This is a genomic window from Micromonospora chaiyaphumensis (assembly GCF_900091435.1).
GTDB classification, from domain to species: Bacteria; Actinomycetota; Actinomycetes; order Mycobacteriales; family Micromonosporaceae; genus Micromonospora; species Micromonospora chaiyaphumensis.
Genome location: NZ_FMCS01000001.1, coordinates 221931 through 236638, shown reverse-complemented (window position 1 = coordinate 236638; position 14708 = coordinate 221931). Strand labels below are relative to the sequence as shown.

General features: G+C 75.6%; 19 protein-coding genes. 15 read left to right on the top strand and 4 right to left on the bottom strand.

The genetic code is table 11. The annotated features are described in order from the left end of the window. Positions 1–18: 18 nt before the first annotated feature. From selA to GA0070214_RS01220, 6 genes are all read left to right on the top strand, one after another. Complete coding sequence (gene selA, locus GA0070214_RS01245; protein WP_091258100.1) at positions 19–1311, top strand: L-seryl-tRNA(Sec) selenium transferase; 1293 nt, start codon at positions 19–21, stop codon at positions 1309–1311. Between the two features lie 2 nt (positions 1312–1313). Further along, positions 1314–3077, top strand: coding sequence for a selenocysteine-specific translation elongation factor (gene selB, locus GA0070214_RS01240; protein ID WP_091258098.1), 1764 nt, complete (start codon positions 1314–1316; stop codon positions 3075–3077). A 29-nt stretch (positions 3078–3106) separates the two neighbouring features. Then, positions 3107–3808 carry a hypothetical protein gene (locus GA0070214_RS01235; protein ID WP_091258096.1) on the top strand — a complete coding sequence of 234 codons (702 nt, stop codon included), beginning with the start codon at positions 3107–3109 and terminating at the stop codon, positions 3806–3808. A 45-nt stretch (positions 3809–3853) separates the two neighbouring features. Then, positions 3854–4051 carry a hypothetical protein gene (locus tag GA0070214_RS01230; RefSeq protein WP_091258094.1) on the top strand — a complete coding sequence of 66 codons (198 nt, stop codon included), beginning with the start codon at positions 3854–3856 and terminating at the stop codon, positions 4049–4051. After that, a complete protein-coding gene (locus tag GA0070214_RS01225) occupies positions 4051–5328 on the top strand; it encodes a hemolysin family protein (RefSeq protein WP_091258091.1) in 1278 nt (425 codons plus the stop codon). The genes GA0070214_RS01230 and GA0070214_RS01225 overlap by 1 nt, the downstream gene beginning before the upstream one ends. A gap of 70 nt (positions 5329–5398) precedes the next feature. Then, positions 5399–5584 (top strand): hypothetical protein, encoded by a 186-nt coding sequence (locus tag GA0070214_RS01220; RefSeq protein ID WP_091258089.1) that lies wholly within the window; start codon positions 5399–5401, stop codon positions 5582–5584. 12 nt (positions 5585–5596) lie between these two features. Here GA0070214_RS01220 and GA0070214_RS01215 read toward each other — a convergent pair whose 3' ends face one another. Further along, on the bottom strand, positions 5597–6250 hold the full coding sequence (locus tag GA0070214_RS01215; RefSeq protein ID WP_091258086.1) for an HhH-GDP family DNA glycosylase: 654 nt from the start codon (positions 6248–6250) through the stop codon (positions 5597–5599). Between the two features lie 128 nt (positions 6251–6378). Between GA0070214_RS01215 and GA0070214_RS01210 the strand changes: the two genes are divergently transcribed. Beyond that, the gene (locus GA0070214_RS01210; protein WP_091258083.1) at positions 6379–6588 is read left to right on the top strand and encodes a hypothetical protein; all 210 of its coding nucleotides are present in this window, start codon (positions 6379–6381) and stop codon (positions 6586–6588) included. Between the two features lie 3 nt (positions 6589–6591). On the opposite strand, the gene GA0070214_RS01205 is transcribed toward GA0070214_RS01210, so the two are convergent. The 3 genes from GA0070214_RS01205 to GA0070214_RS01195 all read right to left on the bottom strand — a co-directional run bounded on the left by GA0070214_RS01205 (position 6592) and on the right by GA0070214_RS01195 (position 8217). Beyond that, entirely contained in the window at positions 6592–7065 is a 474-nt protein-coding gene (locus GA0070214_RS01205) for a hypothetical protein (RefSeq protein ID WP_091258081.1), read from the bottom strand. Further along, a complete protein-coding gene (locus GA0070214_RS01200; protein WP_091258078.1) occupies positions 7062–7271 on the bottom strand; it encodes a phosphatidylethanolamine-binding protein in 210 nt (69 codons plus the stop codon). The genes GA0070214_RS01205 and GA0070214_RS01200 overlap by 4 nt, the downstream gene beginning before the upstream one ends. 64 nt (positions 7272–7335) lie before the next feature. Then, positions 7336–8217 (bottom strand): universal stress protein, encoded by an 882-nt coding sequence (locus GA0070214_RS01195; RefSeq protein WP_091258076.1) that lies wholly within the window; start codon positions 8215–8217, stop codon positions 7336–7338. 127 nt (positions 8218–8344) lie between these two features. Here GA0070214_RS01195 and GA0070214_RS01190 point away from each other — a divergent pair, with 127 nt between their 5' ends. From GA0070214_RS01190 to gcvH, 8 genes are all read left to right on the top strand, one after another. Then, positions 8345–9091: an SAM-dependent methyltransferase gene (locus GA0070214_RS01190; protein WP_091258073.1), complete on the top strand. Its 747-nt coding sequence runs from the start codon at positions 8345–8347 to the stop codon at positions 9089–9091. 124 nt (positions 9092–9215) lie between these two features. After that, complete coding sequence (locus GA0070214_RS01185) at positions 9216–10403, top strand: PP2C family protein-serine/threonine phosphatase (protein WP_091258071.1); 1188 nt, start codon at positions 9216–9218, stop codon at positions 10401–10403. Positions 10404–10450: 47 nt separating this feature from the next. Next, positions 10451–10921, top strand: coding sequence for a MarR family winged helix-turn-helix transcriptional regulator (locus GA0070214_RS01180; RefSeq protein WP_091258069.1), 471 nt, complete (start codon positions 10451–10453; stop codon positions 10919–10921). A gap of 306 nt (positions 10922–11227) precedes the next feature. Continuing rightward, positions 11228–11866: a cardiolipin synthase ClsA gene (gene clsA, locus GA0070214_RS01175; protein ID WP_091258067.1), complete on the top strand. Its 639-nt coding sequence runs from the start codon at positions 11228–11230 to the stop codon at positions 11864–11866. After that, on the top strand, positions 11863–12807 hold the full coding sequence (locus tag GA0070214_RS01170; protein WP_091258065.1) for a DUF881 domain-containing protein: 945 nt from the start codon (positions 11863–11865) through the stop codon (positions 12805–12807). The genes clsA and GA0070214_RS01170 overlap by 4 nt, the downstream gene beginning before the upstream one ends. Beyond that, entirely contained in the window at positions 12804–13136 is a 333-nt protein-coding gene (locus tag GA0070214_RS01165) for a small basic family protein (RefSeq protein ID WP_007071104.1), read from the top strand. The genes GA0070214_RS01170 and GA0070214_RS01165 overlap by 4 nt, the downstream gene beginning before the upstream one ends. A 10-nt stretch (positions 13137–13146) precedes the next feature. Then, entirely contained in the window at positions 13147–14070 is a 924-nt protein-coding gene (locus tag GA0070214_RS01160) for a DUF881 domain-containing protein (protein ID WP_091259769.1), read from the top strand. Between the two features lie 55 nt (positions 14071–14125). Then, the gene (gcvH, locus tag GA0070214_RS01155; RefSeq protein WP_091258064.1) at positions 14126–14506 is read left to right on the top strand and encodes a glycine cleavage system protein GcvH; all 381 of its coding nucleotides are present in this window, start codon (positions 14126–14128) and stop codon (positions 14504–14506) included. Positions 14507–14708: the final 202 nt, after the last annotated feature.

The window sequence follows — 14708 nt, the reverse complement described above, 5'->3', positions numbered from 1 at the left end:
CGTTTCCTGGGAGACCCGATGCGTGACGTCGACCCGCGGCGGCGGGTGCCGCGCACCGACGCGCTGCTCGCCGACCCGGCGCTGGCCGCCGCGGCCGGCACGCTCGGCCGCGACCGGGTCAAGGCCGCGATCGTCCGCGCCCAGGGCCGGGCCCGCGCCGGCGAGCTCACCCCCGAGCAGGTACGCGACGCCGCGCTGGCCGACCTGCCCGCGCCGACGCCCCGGGCGGTGCTCAACGCCACCGGCGTCGTGCTGCACACCAACCTCGGCCGGGCCCCGCTGGCGGCCCCCGCCGTCGACGCCCTGGTTGCTGCCGCCGGGCACACCGACGTGGAACTCGACCTGCGCACCGGACGGCGGGCCCGGCGCGGCCGGGAGGCCCTCGACGCGCTCGCCGCCGCCGTGCCCGACGCACCGGCCGTGCACGTCGTCAACAACGGCGCGGCCGCCCTGGTGCTGGCCGCCACCGCCCTCGCCGCGGACCGGGAGATCGTGGTCAGCCGCGGCGAACTCGTCGAGATCGGCGACGGGTTCCGTCTGCCCGACCTGCTGGAGAGCACCGGCGCCCGGCTGCGCGAGGTCGGCACCACGAACCGCACCGGCCTGGCCGACTACGCCGCCGCCGTCGGCCCGCACACCGGGTTCGTGCTCAAGGTGCACCCGTCGAACTTCCGGGTCACCGGCTTCACCTCGGCCGTTCCGGTCGGCGAGCTGGCCACCCTCGGCGTACCGGTGGTCGCCGACATCGGCTCCGGCCTGCTCGCGCCCGACCCGCTGCTGCCCGACGAGCCGGACGCCGCGACCACGCTCCGCGCCGGCGCGCACCTCGTCACGGCCAGCGGCGACAAGCTGCTCGGCGGGCCGCAGGCCGGGCTGCTGCTCGGCGCGGCCGACCTGGTGGAGCGGCTGCGCCGGCATCCCCTGGCCCGGGCGCTGCGGGTCGACAAGCTGACCCTCGCTGCGCTCGCCGCCACCCTGCACGCGCCGACCACCCCGACCCGGGAGGCCCTGCACGCCGAGCCGGGCGCGCTGCGCGCCCGCACCGAGCGGCTGCGCGACCGGCTCGGCGAGGACGGCTGCAAGGCCGAGGTGGTGCCCAGCGCGGCGGTGGTCGGCGGCGGGGGCGCGCCCGGGGTCGAACTCGACTCGTGGGCGCTGAGCCTGCCCGAGCGGTACGCCGAGCCGCTGCGCGCCGGCGCGCCGGCGATCCTCGGCCGGGTGCTGCACGGCCGCCTCCTGCTGGACCTGCGCTGCGTGCCCGCCGCCGCGGACCCGGACGTGCGGGCGGCGATCCTCCGGGTGGGGGCCTGACCGTGTGGGTCGTGGCCACCGCCGGGCACGTCGACCACGGCAAGTCCACTCTGGTCCGGGCGCTGACCGGGATGGAACCCGACCGGTGGGCGGAGGAACGCCGCCGGGGCATGACCATCGACCTCGGCTTCGCCTGGACCACCCTGCCCTCCGGCGGCACGGTCGCGTTCGTCGACGTGCCCGGGCACGAGCGGTTCGTGCCGAACATGCTGGCCGGTGTCGGGCCGGTCCCGGCCGCGCTGATCGTGGTCGGCGCCGACGAGGGCTGGATGCCGCAGTCCGCGGAGCACCTGGCCGCGCTGGACGCGCTGGGGGTGTCGTACGGGCTGCTGGCGGTGACCCGCGTGGACCTGGCCGACCCGGGCCCGGCGCTGGCCCGGGCGCGGGAGGAGATCGCCGCGACCTCGCTCGGCGCGGTGGAGGCGGTGCCGGTCAGCGCGGTCACCGGGGCCGGCCTGCCCGAGCTGCGGGCCGCGCTGGACCGGCTGGTCGCGCGGCTGCCCGACCCGGCCCGCGACGCCCCGGTGCGGCTCTGGGTGGACCGCTCGTTCACGGTCCGGGGCAGCGGCACGGTGGTCACCGGCACCCTCGGCGGCGGCCGGCTGCGCGTCGGCGACACGCTCGAACTCGCCGCCACCGGGGAACCGGTGCGGGTCCGCGGCCTGCACGCGCTGAACACCGCCCGCGCCGAGGTCGGCGCCGTGGCCCGGGTGGCGGTGAACCTGCGCGGGCTGCCCCGCGACCGGCTCGCCCGCGGCGACGCCCTGCTCAGCCCCGGCCGGTTCCGCGGCACCGACCTGCTCGACGTCCGGCTCGCCGGTGATCCGGCCGCCGACCTGCCGCCCACCCTCACCCTGCACGTGGGCTCGGCCGCCGTGCCGGCCCGGGTCCGCCCGCTCGGGCCGGACACCGTCCGGCTCCGGCTGGCCCGCCCGTTGCCGCTGGTGATCGGCGACCGGGCGCTGCTGCGCGACCCCGGCCGGCACCACGTCAGCGGCGGGGTGACCGTGCTGGACGTGGACCCGCCGCCGCTGCGCCGCCGGGGCGCGGCCGCCGCCCGCGCCACCGTGCTGGCGGGGCTGGACGGCCGGCCCGACCTGGCCGGGGAGCTGCGCCGGCGGCGCCTGGTGCGGGCCGGCGAGCTGACCCGGATGGGCGTGCCGGCCACGGCCGCCCCGGTGGCCGGCGACTGGCTGGCCGACCCGGACCACTGGCGGGAGCTGGGCGGCCGGCTCACCGAGGAGGTCGCCCGGTACGCCCGCGAGCAACCCCTTGCGGCCGGCGTGCCGGTCGACGTGCTGCGGCACCGCCTCGACCTGCCCGACCGGGCGCTCGTGGAGGCGCTGCTGCGCCCGCCGCTGCGGCTGCGGGCCGGCCGGGTCACCGCCGCCGCGGCGGACGCGTTGCCCGAACCGGTGGCCCGGGCGGTGGCCCGGGTCCGCGCCGAGTACGGCGAGCGCCCCTTCCAGGCTCCCGAGACGCACCGCCTCGCCGACCTCGGCCTCGGCCCCCGCGAGATCGGGGCGGCCGTGCGCGCCGGCGCCCTGCTGAGGCTCGCCGACAACGTGGTGCTCCTGCCCGGCGCGCTGGACGACGCGGTGCGGGTGCTGGCCGGGCTGCCGCAGCCGTTCACGCTCAGCGCCGCCCGGCAGGCCCTGGACACCACGCGGCGCGTGGCGGTGCCGCTGCTCGAACTGCTCGACCGGCGGGGCGCCACCCGCCGGCTGCCCGACGACGCCCGCGAGGTGGTCCACCCACCCGGCTGAGCGTTGCGCGGGGATGCGAGGGTGACGGCATGATCGCCCCGCCCCGCGCCGCCCTGCTCGACCGGCCGTGGCTGCGCCGCCGGGCGCTCCCTCTCGCGATGGTGCTCTGCTGGCTGGTGTGGGCCGCGCTGGCCTGGTGGACCGCGCCCCGCGCCGCCGACGAGGCGGATCTTCAGCGGGACCTCGCCGCCGGCCGGGTCGTCACCATGGCCCGGGCCGACGGGTGGCAGACCGGCGGCACCTGGGGCCGGCGCCCCGAGCCCCGCTACGCCGACGGCGCCTGGATGCTCGTGTGGACCCGCCCGGACGGCCAGATCCGCTGGGCGGGCGTGCCCGTGGAGGATCCGGAGACCGGGGCCGACCCGCTGGCCGACCCGCGCGCCCGCGACGCCACCAGACACGGCGGCGACACCCTCGCCGACGCGCTGGCGAACGCGGCCGGGATGCTGGCCCTGACGATCGGCGTCGGCTGGTTGCTCATGCTTGTCGCCGGGCCGGCGCCGGTGGCCGGCACCCGCTGGTTCTGGTTCTGGATCGGCCTGCTCCCGTTCGGTCTCGGCGTGCTCGCCTGGCTGTACCGGGAACGCTGGCGTACCGACCTGCCGGCGGCCCGGCGGCCCCGCTCCGGGTGGTCCGGCCTGGGCGGGCTGCTGCTCGGCGGGATCCTCCTGTCGGTGGCCGTGACCGGCCTCGCCGCCCTGTTCGGCGGGTACGTGGTCCCGGGCGGGTGAGCCAAGCGGCATCGGGAGCCGCACGCGGTCACCTACGGTGACGCCATGGACCCTTCGGCGGTCTGGCGGGACAGGAACCACCGGTGGCGCATCGAGGCGTACCGGGCACCGGATCTGCGGTTCGCCATCTTCGCCACGAACGGCACCACCGAGTCGGCGCCGCTGTGGCTGTTCGGGATGGGCGCGCTGGCCCGGTGGCTCATGACGCACGCGATCTCCCTGGACGACCTGGAGACCGACTGATGGCCGGACAACTCGCCCTGGTGCTGGTCCTGGTGCTGGTCAACGCGGCGCTGTCCGGCAGCGAGATGGCCATCGTGACGCTGCGCGAGGGGCAGCTGCGGCGGCTGGGCCGCGCGGGGCGGAGCGGGGCGCGGCTGACCCGGCTGGCCCGGGAGCCGAACCGCTACCTGGCCACCATCCAGCTCGGCATCACCCTGGCCGGGTTCCTCGCCTCGGCGGCCGCCGCCGTGTCGCTGGCGGAGCCGCTCGTCGGGCCGCTGGGCTTCCTCGGCCGGGCCGCCCGCCCGGTGGCCGTGGTGCTGGTCACCGTGGTGCTGACCTTCGTGACGCTGGTCGTCGGTGAGCTGGCCCCGAAACGGCTGGCCATGCAGGCGGCGGAACGCTGGGCGCTGCTCAGCGCCGCGCCGCTGGACGTGCTGGCCCGGATCTCCCGCCCGGCGGTGTGGTTGCTCAGCCGGTCCACCGACCTGCTCGTCCGGCTGGCCGGCGGCGATCCCCGGGCCAACCGGCAGGAGATGACCGAGGACGAGCTGCGCGAGATGCTGGTCAGCCAGCGCGGGCTCTCCGCGCAGCAGCGCGAGATCCTGGCCGGGGCGTTCGACATCGCCGGCCGTACCCTGCGGGAGATCCTGGTGGCCCGCCGCGACGTGACGTTCCTGCCCGGGGAGCTGACCGCGGCGGAGGCGATGCGCCGGCTGGCGGCCACCGGCCGCTCCCGGGCCCCGGTGACCGGCCCCGGCGGGCTGGACGACGTGCGCGGCGTGGTCCACATCCGGGATCTGGTCGACGCCGACGGCGCCGCCGTGGGGGAGCGCGCCCGGCCGCCCGTGCTGCTGCCCGGCACGCTGCCGGTCGCCGACGCCATGCGGCAGCTGCGCCAGCGCCACGAGCAGCTCGCCCTGGTGATCGACGAGTACGGCGGCGTGGACGGCCTCGTCACCATGGAGGACCTGCTCGAGGAGGTCGTCGGCGAGCTGTACGACGAGACCGACCGGGACGTGCGGGAGGCGGTCCGGGAGCCGGACGGCGCCCTGCTGCTGCCCGGCGACTTCCCGCTGCACGACCTGCCCGACGCCGGCGTGCAGCTGACCTTCCCGCTGACCCGGGAGTACACCACCGTCGCCGGGCTGGTCCTGGCCGCACTCGGTCACCTGCCCGCCGGGCCGGGGGAGCGGATCCGGCTGCCCGGGCTCACCGTCGAGGTGGTCGAGGTCGTCGACCGGGCGATCCGCCGGGTGCGCCTGCGCGGTCCGGCTGCCGGCTGCCGGGCGGAGTGACGACCCGACCGGGGGACAAGCGGGCGAAACCGGCCATGCCGGGCGGCGGGTGGCCGTACCGTCTCCGAATGTGAAGGACCGAGGACTGCGGACGTTCATCACCGTGCTCGCCGGGCTGGCCGTGATCTACTTCGGCGCCACCGGGCACCGCAGCAGCGGCGGGGAGGGCGATGGCATCTCCGGCGGCGTGGTGCTGCTGGCCCTGCTCGCCTCGGCGCTCGCCTGGAACCTGACCAAGCCCGGTCCGGCCAAGTGAGGCCCGGCCGGCTCAGCGTGCCGCCGCGGTCCGGCTGACCTCCCCGGCCGACTCCTCGCCGAGCGCCACCCGCACCAGCGCCGACGCCAGCCGCCCGAAGTCGGCCTCGCCGACGAGCCGGGCCAGGCCGCCGGTGTTCGCGGGCAGGCCCAGCCGGCGGGCGCCGGCCAGGGTGCGCCGGTCGGCGTAGGGGCGTACGTCCGGCCAGACGGCCTGCGCCTCGCGGAGGAAGATGTCCGCACCGGTCGGGCCGATGCCGGGGAACTCGGTGAGCAGCCGGCGCAGCACGCCGCGGTCGCCGTCGGCCTCCTTGTGCATCCGGCGCAGGTCGCCGTGCCACCGGTCCAGGCAGAGCCGGGCGCCGGTGCCGAGCATGGTGGCGGTCCGCTCGTCGTAGCGCCGGTAGTGGCCCCGGCCGAGCGCGTCGACCCGGTCCTGCCAGCTCGCCGCCTCCATGGCCTGCGGGGTGCGCCAGCCGGCGGCGAACAGCTCGCGCGCCGCGGCGATCGCCACGCACGCCCGGATCCGGGTGCTCAGCAGCGTGGTGAGCACCAGCAGCTGGTAGAGCGGGCCCGGCCGGTCGGCGAGGCCGATCCCGGCCTCCTCCGCGTAGGTGTGGGACTGCCGGTCCAGCAGCGCCCGGGCCACGTTCCGATCGTCTGCCATCCGGTGGGGATACCCGCCCGGAGCGGGGCCAGACGCCCGCGGCCGAGCCGGAATGCGCCGTGCGGCGACGGGTACCCAGACCACGTGCGCGGCCCACGCCGTGCGCGCCACCCGGGAAGGAGAAACCCGTGGTCAACCCGCAGCAGGAGGAATTCCGCCGCAACAACCTGGGCGCGACCAGCCAGGACAGCCGGAAGGGCGCTCAGGCGGCCGGGCATCCGCGGAACAAGGGCACGTCCAACGCGGACGTGGGGCGGCCGGTCCCGAAGGGACAGGTGTCGCCGTACGGCCCGGCGGGCGAGCCGGTGGCCGACGACGAGAGTGACCGGCGGGGCTGAGCGTCAGCCCCGCCGTGCCGGCGGTCGTAGCCTCCGCCAGGTGGCTGCGGCCGCCGCTCCGTACGCGAGGTGCGGCACCACGTCGGACACCCAGTCCTTGGTGCTCCAGGTGCGGGGGTCGCTGATGCGCAGGGCGGCGAGCGAACCGTCGGAGGTGGCCATCACGCCGCCGCCGAGCATCCCCACGGCCAGCGGCAGCGGGATCCGCCGGCGGGCGGCCAGGAGACCGAACAGCGCGCCGGCGGCGACGCCCGTGCCGTAGCCGATGATCGACCCGACGCCGGTGCGGCGGTTCCCCGCCTTCTCCCCGGGCCCCAGGTCCACGTGTGCCGCGTCGGCCAGCTTCCCGGCGGTCTGTTCCGGCGTGCTGCTCGCCGGGCGTCCCCGCAGCGTCATGTCGAGGAAGGTGACGACGTTCAACGCGGCGCTGCCGACGGCGCCCGCGATGGCACCGTCGACAACGGGAGCGGCCCTCACTTCGGGTCGCCCGGTTCGCGCTCGCCCTTGGGCCCGAACGTCCGTTCGCCCCGCACGACGCCCCGCTGGCCGCGGTCGTCCTGGAGGATCCGGTTCGCGACCTGGTTCGCCTCCTGGTCGGCCGCTCGCCCGGACTGCTCGATCACATCCCGCAGCCGCGCCCGTTCCTTGTCGTACGCGTTGCTGCCCGGCCGTGGTCCTGGCATCGCTGCCTCCTCCGGTCGCTGTGGCTGACCGTACCGTCTACCCGCCGGGGCCCCGGCCAACCGTTCATTCGGGGGCGCGGACAACCGCCACCGGACAGTCGGCGCGGTGCAGCACCCCCTGGCTCACCGAGCCGAGCAGCAGGCCGGTGAGCTCGCCCCGGCCGCGCCGGCCGACGACCAGCAGCTGGGCCTCGCGGGACGCCTCGACGAGCGCGGCGACCGGCCGGGCGTGCGTCACGGCCCGGGTGACGGGAACCTCGGGCCGGCGCTCGGCCAGCCCGATGAGGGACCCGGTCAGCACCTGGTCCTCCTCGCCGCGCAGCTCGCTCTCCTCGTACACGAGGGGTTGCATGTCGCCGGGGCCGCTGGAGGCCGGGTGGGTGTAGGCGTGCACGGCGTGCAGCCGGGTACCGCGGACCGCGGCCTCCTCGGCGGCGAAGTCCACCGCGGCCTGGGACCGGGCGGAGCCGTCCACCCCGACCACCACGGGACCGGCCGGGCGCGGCGTGCCGCGGGCGACCAGGACCGGGCAGTCGGCGTACGAGGCGACCTGGATCGCGACCGAGCCGACCACCAGGGCGGCGAAGCCACCCAGGCCCCGGTCGCCCAGCACGATCATCGTGGCGGTGGGCGACTCGCCGAGCAGCACCGCCGCGGCCTCCCCGTCGATGATCTCGCCGGAGACCCGCAGGCCGGGCGCGGCCGACTCGGCCTCGGCGACCGCCGTGGCGACCAGTTCCTCGGCCTGGTGCCGCAGGCCGCCGCCCGGTGGTGCCCCGGCCGGCGGCGACACGGGTACGCGCAGCAGCGGCCAGATGAAGCCGTGCACCACCCGCAGCGGCCGTTGCCGCCGGGCCGCCTCCTGCGCCGCCAGGCGCACGGCCTTCAGTGCCGGCTCCGAGCCGTCCACGCCGACCACCACCGCCGCGCCGTTCGCCGAGTTCACGCCGTACCTCCTCGCCGTCGGCGCCCGCGGCCAGTATCGCGGCCGGCGGCCCGTCGCCGAGGCGATACCGCGCGAGCCGACCCGTGGGTACGCTGGCGACCAGCGCCGGAGAAAGGGAGCCTCGTCGATGGCCGAGCCCGACCAGCCGAGCACCGCCCGCATGATCGACTACTGGCTCGGAGGCACGCACCACCACCCGGTCGACGTGGCCGCGGCCGGCGCCTTCGAGGGTGCGTACGGGCCCTGCGCGGCGATCTTCCGCGCGCTGCGCGACTTCCTCGGCCGGGCCGTCCGGTCGATCGCCGACGCCGGGGTGGACGGCTTCCTGGTCTTCGGGGCGGGCGTGCCCACCTGCGGCAACGTGCACGAGGTGGCGCCGGACGCCACCGTGCTCTACACCGACGTCGACCCGGTGACGATCCGGCTGGGCCAGCGCCTGCTGGCCGACAGCGACCGCGCCGGTTACGGCTACGGCGACGCCACCGACATCGGCACCGTCGACCCGGCCCAGCTGCACCGGTTCGTGCCGGGGTGGGGGAGGAGGCCGGTCGGGGTGGTCTTCCTCGGGCTGGCCGCGTTCCTCGACGACGACACGCTCGCCCGCACCCTCGACGAGTTGTACGAGGCGGTGGCGCCGGGCAGCTTCCTGGCGATCGACTTCGACAGCGAGGAACTCGCCGCGCACCCGGAGGCGCTGGCCATGATGGGCCCGGCGTTCCGGATGCGGGCGCCCGAGCGGTTCGCGCCGCTGCTGGGCCGCTGGCAGCCGACGGCGGACGGCATCGTGCCGGTGGCGCGGTGGCGGCCGGCCGGCGCCCCGGAGCCGGTGCCGGACGCCTTCTACGGCGGGCTGGCGATCAAGCCGGCCGGCTGAGCAGGGCCGTCCACCTCCGATCGAGGCCCGTCGCGGCGCCGGCCGGAACCGGGCCGAGCCGGTGTCTTCGCCTCTCCGTATGATGCTTGCCCTACAGCAATAGTCGCCATCGGAGGATGTCAGCATGCCGGACGCGTCCGGAGCCGTGGCGCGCGCCCTGCGCGCCGCGCCCCCCGACCAGTTGGTGGAGGCCGCCGACGCGGCGGTCCGCCGGGTGCTCGACGCGTCCCGGACCGAGGTGTTCGTCGCCGACTACCGGTTCACCGGGCTCTGGCCGGTGCTGGACAAGGAGCTGCCCGAGGGCGGCTTCCTCGCCTGCCAGGGCGTCGCGCAGCGCTGCTTCAGCAGCCAGCAGCCCGTGCTGGACACCGGGGAGGACGGCCGGTGCCGGGTCTACCTGCCGCTGTCGGCGTGGGGGGAGCGGCTCGGCGTGCTCATGGTCGAGCTGCCGGACGCACCGGACGCCGCCACGGTGGCGGCGACCCGTGACGTCGCGGGCGAGCTGGCGGTGGCGCTGCGGGCGGCGGACCGGGAGACCGACCGCTACCGGCGCGCGCGGCGCCGGGAACGGCTGAGCATGGCCGCCGAGATGCAGTGGGACCTGCTGCCCGGGCGCAGCGTCACGCACGGCGACTTCGTGCTGGCCGGGCAGCTCGAGCCGGCGTACACGGTGGGCGGTGACCACTTCGACTGGTCGGTCGACGGCGACCGGCTCACCGTCACGGTGCTCAACGGCGCCGGCAACGGGCTGGCCGCCGCGACGCTCACCGCGGTGACCGTCAACGCGATGCGCAACGCCCGACGCTCCGGCGGCAGCCTGGTGGAGCAGGCCGAACTGGCCTCGGACACGATCTTCTACCAGCACCGGGGGAGCCGGCACGTGGCCACGCTGCTGCTGGAGCTGGACAACCGGCGAGGCGTGGTGCGCGCCGTGGACGCGGGCTCGCCGCACGTGCTGCGGCTGCGCGGCGGGGCGGTCACACCGATCACGCTGGAGCAGCAACTGCCGCTGGGCATGTTCGCCGAGACCCGCTACGACGTGCAGGAGTTCACCGTGGAGCCGGGGGACCGGCTCTTCGTGGTCAGCGACGGGGTCTACGCGGCGGAGCCGGCCGGGCTGGAGCCGTACGGGGAGCGGGCCATGGCGCGCGCGATGCGGTCCACTCGGCTGCAGCCGGCGACCGAGGCAGTTGGTACGGTGATGCGCGAGCTGCACGCGTACCATGCCGACGCGGATCTCCGCGACGACGCGGTCGTCGTCTGCCTGGACTGGCGTGGTTCCAGCCCAGCGGACGACGTCGGCGGGCGGTGACGGACCGGCGGAGCGAACACGAGCGGGACGATCGCAGGGGACAGCGGGTGGAGCGACCTCCGAATCTTGCCGCGGCCATCGATGCGGCGGCCGAGGCGCTCATCGGTGTGCTCGACTCCGCCACCTCGCGGCACACCGTCAGCGTCTCGCCGACCCAGTTGCGGGTGCTGTCGCTGATCATGGCGCATCCGCACACCAACGTGAACCGGCTGGCCGAGCTGCTCGACGTGGTGCCCTCGTCGGCGAGCCGGCTCTGTGACCGGCTGGAGGCCGTCGGCCTGCTGCGCCGGGCGGCCGACCCCCGCGACCGGCGCGAGGTGCGCCTGATCCCCACGGTCGCGGCGGAGACCCTGCTGCGCGAGCTGACCGAGCGGCGGCACCGGGCGGTCCAGGCGGTGCTCGACCGGATGCCCAACCGGATGCAGCACGAGCTGCTGCTGGCGCTGGTCGCGTTCGGCCAGGCCGCGTCGATGACCGCCCAGCAGCCGGGCTCCGACTCCACGGCCCGTACCGCCTGATCCTGCCGCGGCACGAGGGAGGATCACGCTGGTCAGCTAGTATCCTAGGACGCCTTACGGATGGTGCGGCGCCGCACACGAGCAACAGCTGAGCACCGACGCAGCGCGGGGCCCGAGCCGGGTCGGGGAAGCCCGATATAGTGGCAGCGCAACTGGCCGGCCCATGATCGACGCGATCCTGGGCCGCAGCGGGGAGGTCCCAGCCCGGGATCGCACAGGGCGCCGGCGTCTGACCGGCCGACAACGCGCACGTTCCTGCGGCGGCCGATCACTCGGCCGCCGGACCGTGCTGCGAGGGGAGGTTCGGTGTCGCGTCGGCCGGCTCCATCGGAGCACCCGGCTCCCGGCGGTGCGGCGGTTGCGGGGGACCGCGTCCTCACCGTGCCCAACCTGATCAGCTTCGTCCGGCTCGTCGGCGTGCCGCTGTTCCTCTACCTGTTCCTCGTGGTCAAGGCCGACGTGGCCGCCATCGTGGTCCTGGCCGTCGGCGGCACCAGCGACTGGGTCGACGGCTGGATCGCCCGGCGCCTGCACCAGGTCAGCCGGCTGGGCGAGTTGCTCGACCCGCTCGCCGACCGGCTCTACATCCTGGCCACGCTGCTGGCGTTCACCGCGCGGGAGGTGGTGCCGTGGCAGTTCACCGCGGCGCTGCTGGCGCGCGAGCTGCTGCTGCTCGGCTCGCTGGGCGTGCTGCGCCGATACGGCTACGGGCCGCCGCCCGTGCACTACGTGGGCAAGACCGCCACGTTCCTGCTGCTGGCCGCGTTCCCGATCCTGCTGCTGGCGGCCGCCGCCGAGAGCGTCGCCGACGTGGCGGGGGCGATCGGCTGGGGGCTGGCCTGGTGGGGTCTGGTGCTCTACTGGGTGGCCGGGGCGATGTATGTGGTGCAGGCCAGCCGTCTGGTCCGGGCGATGCGGGGGCGGGGCGCGGGGGCGGCGGCGTGACCGCGACGCCTCCGCAGGACAAGGGCCGCGACCCGTCGGCGCGGGTCTACGCGCCGGACTTCCTCACCGACCTGTTCCGCAACCCGCTGGATCCGGGCTACGCCGACGCGGCGGCCCGGCGGGCGACGGTGTCGCCGTCGCGGTTGCGGCGGGTGCTGGGCCGGCCGGTGAGCGTGGTGGTGCTGCTGGTGATCGGTTTCCTGTTCGCGGTGGCCTACCGGGAGACGATGGCGGAGGAGCCGGGCCGGGCGAAGGCGCGGGCCGGGCTGGTCGCCGAGATCAAGCAGCGGGAGGCGGAGACGGACCGGCTGACCGCGCGGGCGGACCAGTTGCGCGAGGAGGTCGGCCGGCAGCGGGACGCGGCGCTGAGCGGGTCGCAGGCGTCCCGGTTGCGCAACCTGGAGGCGGGCACCGGTCTGGGTCGGGTGCGCGGTGACGGTGTGGTGGTGCGGCTGGCGGACGCGCCGCGGGATCAGGACGCGGTGACCGGTGCGGACGCGGGGCCGTCGCGGGTGTTGTACTCCGACCTGCAGAAGGTGGCGAACGCGCTGTGGGCGGCCGGCGCGGAGGCGGTGGCGGTCAACGGGCAGCGGTTGACGGCGACGTCGACGATCCGTTCGGCGGGTGAGGCGATCCTGGTGGACTACCGGCCGGTGACGAGCCCGTACGAGGTGACGGCGATCGGGCCGGGGTCGATGCGGGACCGGTTCGACGACAGCCGGGCGGCGGACCTGATGCGTGACGTGGCGCGGACGACGGGCCTGTCGTTCGGGGTGAAGGACGCGGACGACCTCACCCTGCCGGCGGCTCCGCAGCCGCGGCTACGCTACGCCGAGCCTTCGGTGAGTCCGAGCCCGTCGGGTTCGGGTGTCGCCGGTTCGACCAGTCCCGGGCCGTCCGGCTCGGGTTCCTCTCCCAGCCCCTCCGGAGGTGGCCGATGATCGCGGTGCTGGCGTTGCTCGCCGGTGTGGTGCTCGGGGTGTATCTGGATCCCACGGTGCCCGCGGCGCTGCAGCCGTACCTGCCGATCGCCGTGGTGGCGGCGCTCGACGCGGTGTTCGGTGGTGTGCGGGCGAAGCTGGACCGGATCTTCGACGACAAGCAGTTCGTGGTGTCGTTCATCTCGAACGTGCTGGTGGCGGGTCTGATCGTCTATCTGGGTGACCAGTTGGGGGTGGGCGGTCAGTTGTCCACCGGTGTGGTGGTCGTGCTGGGGGTGCGCATCTTCGGAAACGTGGCGGCGATCCGCCGGCACCTGTTCCGGGCGTAGGTTTGTGGCGATGAGCGAGGAGCACAGGGAGACGGGCACGGGTTGGCCGCAGCCGGCGGAGCCGGAGCGGCCGGTGGGGCCGGCCGGTGAGCCGGATCCGCGCCCGGACGCGCCCGATCCGGACGAGTTGAGCCCGTTGGCGCCGGTGGAGCCGGAGCCGGTGGAGCAGGAGGGCGTGCCGGAGCCGGCCGAGGAGCCGGGGGCGTCCGCGGCGGAGGCGGAGCCGGCGCGGGTGTCGCGGCGGTTGACGTCGGCGGGCGCGATGATCGCGGTGTTGCTGGCGTTGCTGGGGTTCACCCTGGTGGTGCAGTTGAAGACGACGTCGACGGATCCGACTCTCGCGGCGACGCGGGAGGAGGACCTGGTCCGGATCTCGTCGGATCTGGATTCGCGGGAGCGGCGGCTGCGGCAGGACATCGAGGCGCTGGAGGAGAGCCAGCGTCAGTTGCGTTCGGGTGAGCAGGGCCGGCAGGCGGCGCTGGAGGAGGCGACGCGGCGGGCGGACGAGCTGGGCATCCTGGCGGGCACGTTGCCGGCGGTGGGTCCGGGCCTGTCGGTGCGGTTCGAGGGTCCGGACAAGGCGGTGTCGGCGGCGCGAATCCTGGACGCGGTGCAGGAGCTGCGGGGTGCGGGCGCGGAGGCGATGCAGATCGCGGGGTCGGACGGGACGGCGGTGCGGATCATCGCGTCGACGTATTTCGTGGACGGGCCGGGTGGTGGCCTGGTGGTGGACGGGCGGCGGTTGAGCGGTCCGTTTGTGATCTCGGTGATCGGTGATCCGCCGACGCTGCGCACGGCGTTGAACATTCCCGGCGGGGTGGTCGCATCGGTGGAGGAGGACGGCGGTAACGTGACGCCGGAGGACAGTGAGGCTGTGGAGGTTTCGCAGCTGCACGCGCCGATCAAGCTGGAACACGCCCGGCCGGTCTCCTGACCGGTCGCGGCCGCGCCGGTTTCCCCCGGTGCACCGATGACGAAGGACGCAGCTGGTGATTCCTGAGGATCTGCGGTACACCGCCGAGCACGAGTGGGTGGCTGGTGGGGACGGCGGCGCCGTCCGGGTCGGCATCACGCACTTCGCGCAGGACGCCCTGGGTGACATCGTGTTCGTCCAGTTGCCGGACGAGGGCGCGGTGGTGGCGGCGGGTGAGTCGCTGGGTGAGATCGAGTCGACGAAGAGTGTGTCGGAGCTCTACGCGCCGGTGAGCGGCACGGTGGCGGCGCGCAACGAGGCGTTGGCCGACACCCCTGAGGTGATCAACACGGACCCGTACGGTGCGGGGTGGCTGGTGGAGATCACTCCGGATGATCCGGCGGCGGTCGAGGGTTTGCTGTCGGCCGGTGCGTACCGCGAGCTCACCGAGAGCTGAGTTTGTCCGTTCCGGGCGGCGGCGTCGTGTCCGCGCGTCCGGTTGCCCTGTTTTTCGGCGCTGGCTAGGCTCGCCCAGTTGACCGAGAACCAATAGTTTGAGCGTTGCGGAATGCGCCTTCCCGGCACGGGGAGCCAGCCGCCGGGTGTGTTTCTGCCCGGCGGCCAGACCCGCCATTGCCCGACGCCGACCGAAACAGATC

What these genes read in the sequence shown, in the direction of transcription:
- GA0070214_RS01235 (WP_091258096.1), top strand. Translation starts at nt 3,107, where the DNA reads ATGATCGCCCCGCCCCGCGCCGCCCTGCTCGACCGGCCGTGGCTGCGC.
- GA0070214_RS01165 (WP_007071104.1), top strand. Translation starts at nt 12,804, where the DNA reads ATGATCGCGGTGCTGGCGTTGCTCGCCGGTGTGGTGCTCGGGGTGTAT.
- GA0070214_RS01225 (WP_091258091.1), top strand. Translation starts at nt 4,051, where the DNA reads ATGGCCGGACAACTCGCCCTGGTGCTGGTCCTGGTGCTGGTCAACGCG.
- GA0070214_RS01185 (WP_091258071.1), top strand. Translation starts at nt 9,216, where the DNA reads ATGCCGGACGCGTCCGGAGCCGTGGCGCGCGCCCTGCGCGCCGCGCCC.
- GA0070214_RS01215 (WP_091258086.1), bottom strand. Translation starts at nt 6,250, where the DNA reads ATGGCAGACGATCGGAACGTGGCCCGGGCGCTGCTGGACCGGCAGTCC.
- selA (WP_091258100.1), top strand. Translation starts at nt 19, where the DNA reads ATGCGTGACGTCGACCCGCGGCGGCGGGTGCCGCGCACCGACGCGCTG.
- GA0070214_RS01200 (WP_091258078.1), bottom strand. Translation starts at nt 7,271, where the DNA reads ATGCCAGGACCACGGCCGGGCAGCAACGCGTACGACAAGGAACGGGCG.
- GA0070214_RS01160 (WP_091259769.1), top strand. Translation starts at nt 13,147, where the DNA reads ATGAGCGAGGAGCACAGGGAGACGGGCACGGGTTGGCCGCAGCCGGCG.
- GA0070214_RS01230 (WP_091258094.1), top strand. Translation starts at nt 3,854, where the DNA reads ATGGACCCTTCGGCGGTCTGGCGGGACAGGAACCACCGGTGGCGCATC.
- GA0070214_RS01190 (WP_091258073.1), top strand. Translation starts at nt 8,345, where the DNA reads ATGGCCGAGCCCGACCAGCCGAGCACCGCCCGCATGATCGACTACTGG.